Origin of the sequence: Veillonella sp. (assembly GCF_019414865.1) — a bacterium.
Taxonomy (GTDB): domain Bacteria; phylum Bacillota; class Negativicutes; order Veillonellales; family Veillonellaceae; genus Veillonella.
This window is the reverse complement of the sequence record NZ_DXLG01000068.1, coordinates 1-8,349: the sequence shown is the minus strand read 5'-3', so window position 1 is coordinate 8,349 and position 8,349 is coordinate 1. Positions and strand designations below refer to the sequence as shown.

Sequence of the window (8,349 nt, the reverse complement as noted above, 5' to 3'; positions counted from 1 at the left end):
GCGGGTGGTTTAATGATTCGCGACTACGTCGCGAACCAGTCTAAAGACAATAATAAAAAAGGCCCGCTAAGCGAGCCTCTTTATTATTTTTGTTTGCAAACTTGGTTACCAACTGTGCAGCTTGTTTTGCAAGCAGATTGGCAAGATGTTTGACATTCCCCACAACCGCCAGTTTTAGCAGTTTTTTGCAAGGATTCAGTGTTGATAGTACGAATACGTTTAGCCATGGTTATCCTCCTCAATACTTATCGAATGATATTTATTTTATCATATTTATGAAAAGCCTGTAAAATACTATTTAGTTATGTTTTCTTCTACAGATTTTATTTTATTAACTTCTGTAGTTTTATTTGCATCCGCTCCTACTGTTGTTGCGGCGCTTGTAACAGCATCAGCTTTTTCTTTCTTAGGAGTATCCTTACGCAATACCTTACGTAATGCCAATGCAACTGGAGTAACGATAACAGCTGCAAAAACAGCTTCTGGAATACCATGCGTAACAGATAAAAATACAATAGAGCCTAATACTTGATCTGGGCTTAGGTTCATTTTAATAGCAAACATATCTGCGTAAAGCAAGAAGATAAGTCCCATAACCATAATTGTATGGAATACAGTCCCCATAAATGCAGATACAAGAATACGTGGACCTTGAGGTGCTTTCCACAATAATAAGTATACTAAATATGCTAATACAGGGAAAAGTATACGTGGTAACACAGAAATGATTGGATTAATGAATAGTGGAGATAAAATATTAGGTGCTGTAATATTTTGCCACAAGCTATAGCAACCAAAGATAAACCCTACAAAAGCACCAACTTTAGGCCCCTCTACAATTGCACCAATAAGTGTCGGTACATGTAAAGTAGTTACATTAAGCGGGCCTAATGGAATAATACCATAGCCAGATACACCTAATGCGATTGTGATTCCCGCCAACAAACCAATAATGGTAAGCTCACGAATAGTAATACCACTCTTTTTCTCTTTTTTAACCTTTTTACGTTCAACGGGGCTAGTCGTTTCATTGCCTGGGATTGATACAGTTGAGTTATCATCCACTGGACGTTCATTGTTGTTCATAGATCCTCCTTCGTTCTCATTCCTTACGGATATAAGTCGAAACTAGAAATTAAATACGTTCACGGCGTCGTGAAATAATACCACGCTCTACCAATGCACCTATAATCACTGCTACACCTGTCATACCAGCTTCTAACAAAGTTGGGGTAACAAACACTAGTGGATTACCTTGATACGTTGGAAAAACGGTAGGAACTAAAGATAAAACAAACTCTGGAATATAACCACCATATAAAATATGGGCATTCATAGCGAGCCATAAACCAGCAGTTAAAACAATACGAAATAATCGTATACCTTTATAGGCTATTTCTCTTGGATATAAATAGAATACAAATACCAATAAGGATATAAGTAATGACACTAATTCTGCAAAGAGTATATTTACATTCATAGATGACGCATACATGAAATAAACCATTGGATCTTGTAGATCAATATAGAGAAGTGAACCAATATATAAGAATGGAATTGGAATAGTATACCCAATTATATCGAGTGCTTCATCTACCATTCCCCATCGATGATTTCGATTGAAAAACTTAGTAGCTAGCAACCCACAAAGTTCAATAAGTACTTGAACTATAAAATACACCACGAAGAGAAGCAACGCTGTTACAATTCCATTATCTGCGGTAAAGCTAAAGGGCGTATGCAGAAATGAAAATACAGTCCACCAAGCCCAACTATACGTATGATATCCCATACTCAATGGTAGATCATCATTAAATTTAGCATTCTTAAGTCTTCGTACCATAAGAGGTATTACGAGGGACAACACGGGGAATACTAAAATTGGTAAAGCTAGCGCGCCACTTAAAGAAAGAACTGTCGTTACAGCACTTACAAATAATGCACAGACAACGGTAAATAACCAGAAATTCTTATTCATTACGGCCTCCTACTAAACGAGTAAGACCGTATGCCAAAATCAAGCTAATAGTAACACCAATATACATAGCTACTAAGAAAGCTACATCTCGACCAACTGTTGGCCAGCTCCATAACATAGATAAATCTATACCGAGAAAAATACCTTTATAGCTAATACCGTGAATTATAATCCAACTTATAAAATAGGCAATACGGCTAATCGATTTACCCTCGCCAAAGGTACTACTTTTAAACGATAAATATGCCCAAGGCATTATTAACGATAAGAGCAAATACCATGCAAGTGCTACTGTCGCACTCGATCCATTATGAATCATATACGCAATAATAGGAATTACTACGATAAATATATTCAAGTAGATGGATCTTTTACAAATATCTATTAATGTGTTCATAAAGATCTCCTATGATATGTAATCTCTTTGTATTTTACAATAATCATAGATAAATGTCATCAAAAAAGAAAAACCTCCATATAGGTAAATAAATACCTTATATGGAGGTTTTTAATTAAGCCACTACAGAGTCAGCTGTTACATCAATTGTAGGAACAGTTTCCTTTTGTTCTTCTTTCTTCAACAATGGAGTCATGCTTTCTAAGCCGATACCCAATGTGAATAGATTATGCAACCATGCTGTTTGGCTTGGCGGCATAATACCGAGTACGCCACCACCTACAAGAGCACCATTGAAACCAACGATACCATTGTAATTTGCTTTGATGCGTTTCATCAATGCCATAGAAATGCGGCGTAAATCTACAAGAGCTTGTAGATGATCGGAAGAAATAGTAACATTTGCAATTTTTTGAGCGATTGGTGCACCTTCATTCATAGCGATACCAACATGTGCTTCAGAAATTGCTGGGGAATCGTTAATACCATCCCCTACCATCATAACAGTATAGCCTTCAGCTTTTGCTTGTTTTACATAAGCCGCTTTATCTTCTGGCAATACTTCAGCATGCAATTCATCGATGCCGAGTTCGTCAGCCACACGTTGTGCATTACGTTTGGAGTCGCCAGTCATCATGACAACCTTTTTAATGCCCAATGTATGTAAATCAGCTATAACTTGTTTTGCTTCCTCACGAACAGGGTCTTTAATACAAATAACCGCTGCTAGTGTACCTCCAATAGCGAGATAAATATGGGAAGATGAATTTGGTAAATTATTGAACTTTTCTTGTTCATCTGCAGGAATCTTTGTTTTTTCATCATCAAAGATGTAGTGAGCACTACCAATGCGTACACGGTAGCGGCCTACTTTAGATGCAATACCATGAGCTACAACGTATTCTACGTCGGAGTGCATTTCCTTGTGAGGCAAGGAATGATCCTTAGCAGCACGTACAATTGCTTTTGCCATGGAATGAGGGAAATGTTCCTCAATACATGCAGCCAATTTTAACATTTCATCTGCATCATGACCATTAAATGGAATGATTTGTTCAAACTCAGGTTCTGCTTTTGTAAGAGTACCTGTTTTATCGAATACAATCATATCTGCTTGTGCAATTTGTTCTAAGAATTTACCACCTTTAACAGTGATACCGCGTTTAGATGCTTCTTGCATAGCGGAAAGTACTGCCAATGGAATGGATAATTTAAGAGCACAAGAGAAGTCAACCATTACGAAAGACAATGCTTTCATCACATTACGAGTCAACAAGTATGTTAAACCAGCACCAATAAAGCTTATTGGAACTAATTTATCAGCCATGCGGTATGCTTGTTGTTCCATACCAGATTTCATTTGTTCAGACTCTTCGATAAGGTTAACGATTTTTTCGTAACGAGATGTTTTGGATGTGCTACGTACTTCTACAATAGCTTTACCGTCTTCTACAACAGTACCTGCATATACAGAACTGTCTTGATCGCGACGAACCGCTTCTGGTTCACCAGTCATGGAGCTTTCATTAACAAGAACAACACCATCGATAACGACGCCATCCAATGGAATCACTTCGCCTTGGCGAATAATGATTTTATCACCTGCCACAACTTCGTTAACTGGCTTGCTCACTTCGATATCGTCAACTAATACCCATACTTTATCTACGTTCAAGGACATGCTTTGAGCAAGATTCAATACGGATTTACGGTGAGTCCATTCTTCTAAGATATCGCCAATACCTAATAGGTACATAACAGCGCCAGCTGTAGGATAATCTTTTTGAAGTAATGCAGCACCAATAGCTACGCCATCAAGTACTTCTACTGTTAACTTACGTTGCCACAATGTTTTAATGGCTTTACCGATAAATTTAACACCGTCAAACCAAGCCCATGCAGCCGCAATCGGTGCAGGAAGCACTGCTTTTTTACCTAAGTAAAGTGCAGTGCGGTTAATCATCATTTCACGATATTTTTTATTTACCAAGCGAGGTGAATATTCGTTCAAAGCAGGTGCTTCGGACAAATCTAAATCGCGTAGACCGAGAACTGCATCACGCACAGCATCAGAATCGCCAGTATGTTTAATGGCGATTTGACTGCTACGAGTGTAGAAGGTTACATCTACAATTACATCATTAAGGAGTAATGTATCCTCTACATAAGCTGCTTCAGCTTCTGTAAAGCGATGACCAGTTACCTTAACATGCAAGCGATTTCTGAGTTTTCGTACAACAGAAAATTGTAACATATCTGCAATCCTCTAATTATTTGTTTTCTTCAAAGATTTCTTCGTTGCGTGCTTCGTTGATTTCTTGAGCTTCTGCCAATACATCAGATGCGGATGCTTGTACTTTTTCAGCTGTTTCTAATACAGTTTCTTTAGCGCGAAGGCCAGCTGCTACGATACCAGCATATACTTTTTTAGCGTCTTTAGAAGTTAATACTTTAAGACCTACAGTACCCAATGCAAGACCTGCTGCGAATAAGTTAGCGTTTTTAAGATTGTTTTGGTTGAAGTTGAACATGATAATATCCCTTTCTACTAATAAATATATAAAAAATTTACTTACTATATTTGAAAAGAGGAGCCCATTATAGAAACCCCTCTTTCAAATTCAGAATTCGTATTAGCTTACTTAGCAGTACGTTTAATGCCTAGTGCTTTATTGGAACCATCACAGCTGCAGTTACCACCGCAACCAGAAGATTTTTTAGAGCCAGACTTGGAGCTACCGCCACCACAGCCGCAGCCACCTTTACCAGACATTTGTTTGTAAAATTTATTGCCGATATAAGCTATTGCTAATACAACTATGAGTCCTATAACAAGATTATCCATTATTATGCCTCTTTCTCAATATCTACTAAATTACAATATGTGTCTTAGTGATAAACAAGATAAAAGCAATATCTAAAGGATATTTCCCTTTTCTCATTATCATTTAACCACGAATATTGATAATTATCAAGTATTATTTCTAAATTACTTATAACAAAATCGCATTTTTTCTATTCATTTTTGTTTAAAGAATCTAAAAGTGGCTAAACTCTCCTATTTAGCGACTCTAGATTAGAAACCTAATGCGCGACCAATGTTATAGAAGATGAAACATGCAATCCATGCAAATGTATTTTCATAGCAGAACATGAATGCAACCCATTTCCAAGAACCTGTTTCACGTTTGATAACAGCTAATGTTGCCAAACAAGGTGGGTAAATTAATACGAACAACATCATTGTTAATGCAATCAATGGTGAGAAGTTTGGATCATTTTGTAAGTAATCAGTCAATGGAGCTGGATTTTTATCATCACCACCTACTGCATATACTGTACCCAATGTAGAAATTACTACCTCTTTAGCAGCTAAACCAGCCACGAGAGACAAGCCCATCTTCCAGTCGAAGCCCAATGGTTCAAGAACTGGGTTGATTGCTTTACCAAAGGATGCTGCATAGGACTGTTCAATTTTTTCAGAAGCTTGTTCTTTATCAAGTTTGTCATTTTCAGCATCTAGGTTAGCACTATTTTTGTACATAGCCCATGCTGCAGGGAACAATTTTTGGTTTTCATCTTTAATATCATTAAATAATTCAGGTGCTTCAGAATCTTCTTCAACCGCTATTTCAGGTTCATCTTCTCCCGCATTTTTAGCCGCATCAGTAGCATCTTGTACTGTAGTTTTCATATCTTCTACAATTTTATCTACTGCCTCTTTTTGATCATCTGTAGTGATGCCAAATTGAGCTAATGTAGCAGCATCTTTCACTTCATACTCTTGAGCAACTTGTTCTTTCACTGCATCATAATCTTTGGAGTATTCAACATCCATAGGATATGCAGTAATGAACCAAATCAAGATAGATGCGGCCATAATGAAAGTACCAGCTTTAATGATGTACAATTTAGCACGTTCGTACATATGCATCCAAGTAGCTTTCAATGTAGGCAAATGATATGGAGGTAATTCCATTACAAATGGTTCAGCTTCACCAGCAAATAGGAATTTGCGGAAGATTTTTGCAAAGATAATACCGAAGATGATACCCAAGAAGTATACAGAGAATACAACTAAAGTACTATCCCAACCATTTGGGAAGAACGCATTTGCAAATAAGATATATACTGGTAAACGAGCAGAACAACTCATGAATGGTGTAATCAAAATAGTAACCATTCGATCCTTATAATTATCAAGGATACGAGCGCCCATTACAGATGGTACGGAACAACCAAATCCCAATAGCAAAGGAATAAAGGATTTACCATGCAAGCCACATGCGCGCATTACACGGTCAATAACGAAGGCTGCACGAGCCATGTAACCAGTATCTTCCAAGAAAGAAATGCCAAGGAAGAGTAATAAAATTAATGGCAAGAATGAAAGTACCGCACCTACGCCGGCAATAATACCATCAGATACGAGTGACTGTAATTGGCCCTCTGGAATAGTCTGAACCGCATAAGCTTGTAATGCAGCGAAACCATCCTCGATCCAACCTTGAGGAATACCACCAACGAAGTTAACGAACGCAAACAATAAGTACATAACAACCATGAAGATTGGTAAGCCCCAAATTCGATGCGTTAAGATTTTGTCGTAACGGTCAGAGCGTGTTTCCAATTGAGTTGGCGCTTGTGTTAAACATGTATTATATACTTCTACTGCAAAGCGGTGACGATATTCTTGGAAGACAATATCAAGATCAACTTGATCCTTAATTTCTTCACGAATAGCTTCAGCCTTTTGAATAACAGCTTCCGTATTATCAAAGCGCATAACTTTGCCAATAACGTCAGCATCTTTTTCTAACAACTTAACAGCAATCCAACGAAGTGGATATGTAACAGTGCCCGCTTGTTTTAGCAATTCTACAAGCTCACTAATTTTACCTTCTAACAAATCACCATAGTTAATTGTTACACCAGGAGCTTTTTGAGAAGCAGCTACACTAATTGTTGCTTCTAACAAGTCTTTTGTACCAATGTTTGTACGACCTACTGTGCTAACAATTGTAGCCCCTGTCATTTCTGCCATTTTTTTTAGGTCGTATTTGATGCCCATTTCTTCAGCAACGTCAGCCATGTTTAGAGCAATAACCATTGGCTTTTCAAGTTCCAATAATTGTGCAGCTAAATATAAGTTACGTTCCAAGTTAGATGCATCAAGAACATTAACAATAACATCTGGGTTATCATTTACGATAACATTACGCGCTACTAACTCATCCAAGGAACGTGCAGTTAAGCTATATGTACCTGGTAAGTCAATAAACAATAACTCATGGCCATCAAAGTTCGTATGGCCTTCCTTTTTTTCTACTGTAACGCCGGCATAGTTACCAACGTGTTGCTTCGCCCCTGTGATATTGTTAAACATTGTAGTTTTACCACAGTTAGGGTTACCTGCTAAGGCAATGCGAATTTGCCCATTTTCTGCCATGTGAACCTCCTATTGAACCTCTACATCAATCATGCCAGCTTCGCTTGTACGAAGTGCTAATTCAAAGTTTTTTACTTTGATTTCCACCGGATCCCCCAAAGGGGCAAACTTCATAACATGGATTTTTGTACCATTTACAAGACCCATGTCAATTAGACGATGCTTAACATTGCCACTGCCATGTAGTGCAACAATAAGACCAGACTCACCTGGTTTCATGTCTTTTAACTTTTTGATAGCCATACGACACCTCCTAATTATTGTACCTAACAACCTCATATTAAACACACCAAGTAATAATGCGTATTAATATCTTAAATTATTATACCAAACTAATTAGGAATTTCAACAATTATTATCATTTTTATGGTGATTTTATATCTCATATATATATTTTTTTCTCATATTAAATATGAGAATTGATTTATTAATCCCTCATAAAACCCTATGAGGTATGGTGTTATTCGCGCTGTCACCAATAAAAAAGAACACCTAAAAAATAAGAATCACTACTAAGATAATCAT

General features: G+C 37.3%; 9 protein-coding genes. All 9 read right to left on the bottom strand.

From position 1 onward, the window contains the following. Positions 1 to 83: 83 nt before the first annotated feature. Positions 84 to 227, bottom strand: a complete 144-nt coding sequence (gene scfA / locus QZ334_RS05510) for a six-cysteine ranthipeptide SCIFF (RefSeq protein ID WP_004693318.1) — start codon at positions 225 to 227, stop codon at positions 84 to 86. 67 nt (positions 228 to 294) lie between these two features. Beyond that, the gene (locus tag QZ334_RS05505; protein ID WP_295232567.1) at positions 295 to 1,086 is read right to left on the bottom strand and encodes an ECF transporter S component; all 792 of its coding nucleotides are present in this window, start codon (positions 1,084 to 1,086) and stop codon (positions 295 to 297) included. Between the two features lie 49 nt (positions 1,087 to 1,135). Continuing rightward, on the bottom strand, positions 1,136 to 1,978 hold the full coding sequence (locus tag QZ334_RS05500; protein ID WP_295232565.1) for a hypothetical protein: 843 nt from the start codon (positions 1,976 to 1,978) through the stop codon (positions 1,136 to 1,138). Next, positions 1,971 to 2,375 (bottom strand): hypothetical protein, encoded by a 405-nt coding sequence (locus QZ334_RS05495; protein WP_105085392.1) that lies wholly within the window; start codon positions 2,373 to 2,375, stop codon positions 1,971 to 1,973. Before QZ334_RS05495 ends, QZ334_RS05500 begins: the two co-directional genes overlap by 8 nt. Before the next feature lie 115 nt (positions 2,376 to 2,490). After that, a complete protein-coding gene (locus QZ334_RS05490) occupies positions 2,491 to 4,629 on the bottom strand; it encodes a heavy metal translocating P-type ATPase (protein ID WP_295232563.1) in 2,139 nt (712 codons plus the stop codon). Between the two features lie 16 nt (positions 4,630 to 4,645). Then, positions 4,646 to 4,906, bottom strand: coding sequence for a DUF6110 family protein (locus QZ334_RS05485; RefSeq protein ID WP_005376730.1), 261 nt, complete (start codon positions 4,904 to 4,906; stop codon positions 4,646 to 4,648). 107 nt (positions 4,907 to 5,013) lie between these two features. Further along, positions 5,014 to 5,220 (bottom strand): FeoB-associated Cys-rich membrane protein, encoded by a 207-nt coding sequence (locus tag QZ334_RS05480; RefSeq protein ID WP_105088981.1) that lies wholly within the window; start codon positions 5,218 to 5,220, stop codon positions 5,014 to 5,016. 231 nt (positions 5,221 to 5,451) lie between these two features. Continuing rightward, positions 5,452 to 7,824 (bottom strand): ferrous iron transport protein B, encoded by a 2,373-nt coding sequence (feoB, locus tag QZ334_RS05475; RefSeq protein ID WP_105088980.1) that lies wholly within the window; start codon positions 7,822 to 7,824, stop codon positions 5,452 to 5,454. A 9-nt stretch (positions 7,825 to 7,833) separates the two neighbouring features. Next, positions 7,834 to 8,067, bottom strand: coding sequence for a FeoA family protein (locus QZ334_RS05470; RefSeq protein ID WP_004697076.1), 234 nt, complete (start codon positions 8,065 to 8,067; stop codon positions 7,834 to 7,836). Between the last annotated feature and the right edge of the window lie 282 nt (positions 8,068 to 8,349).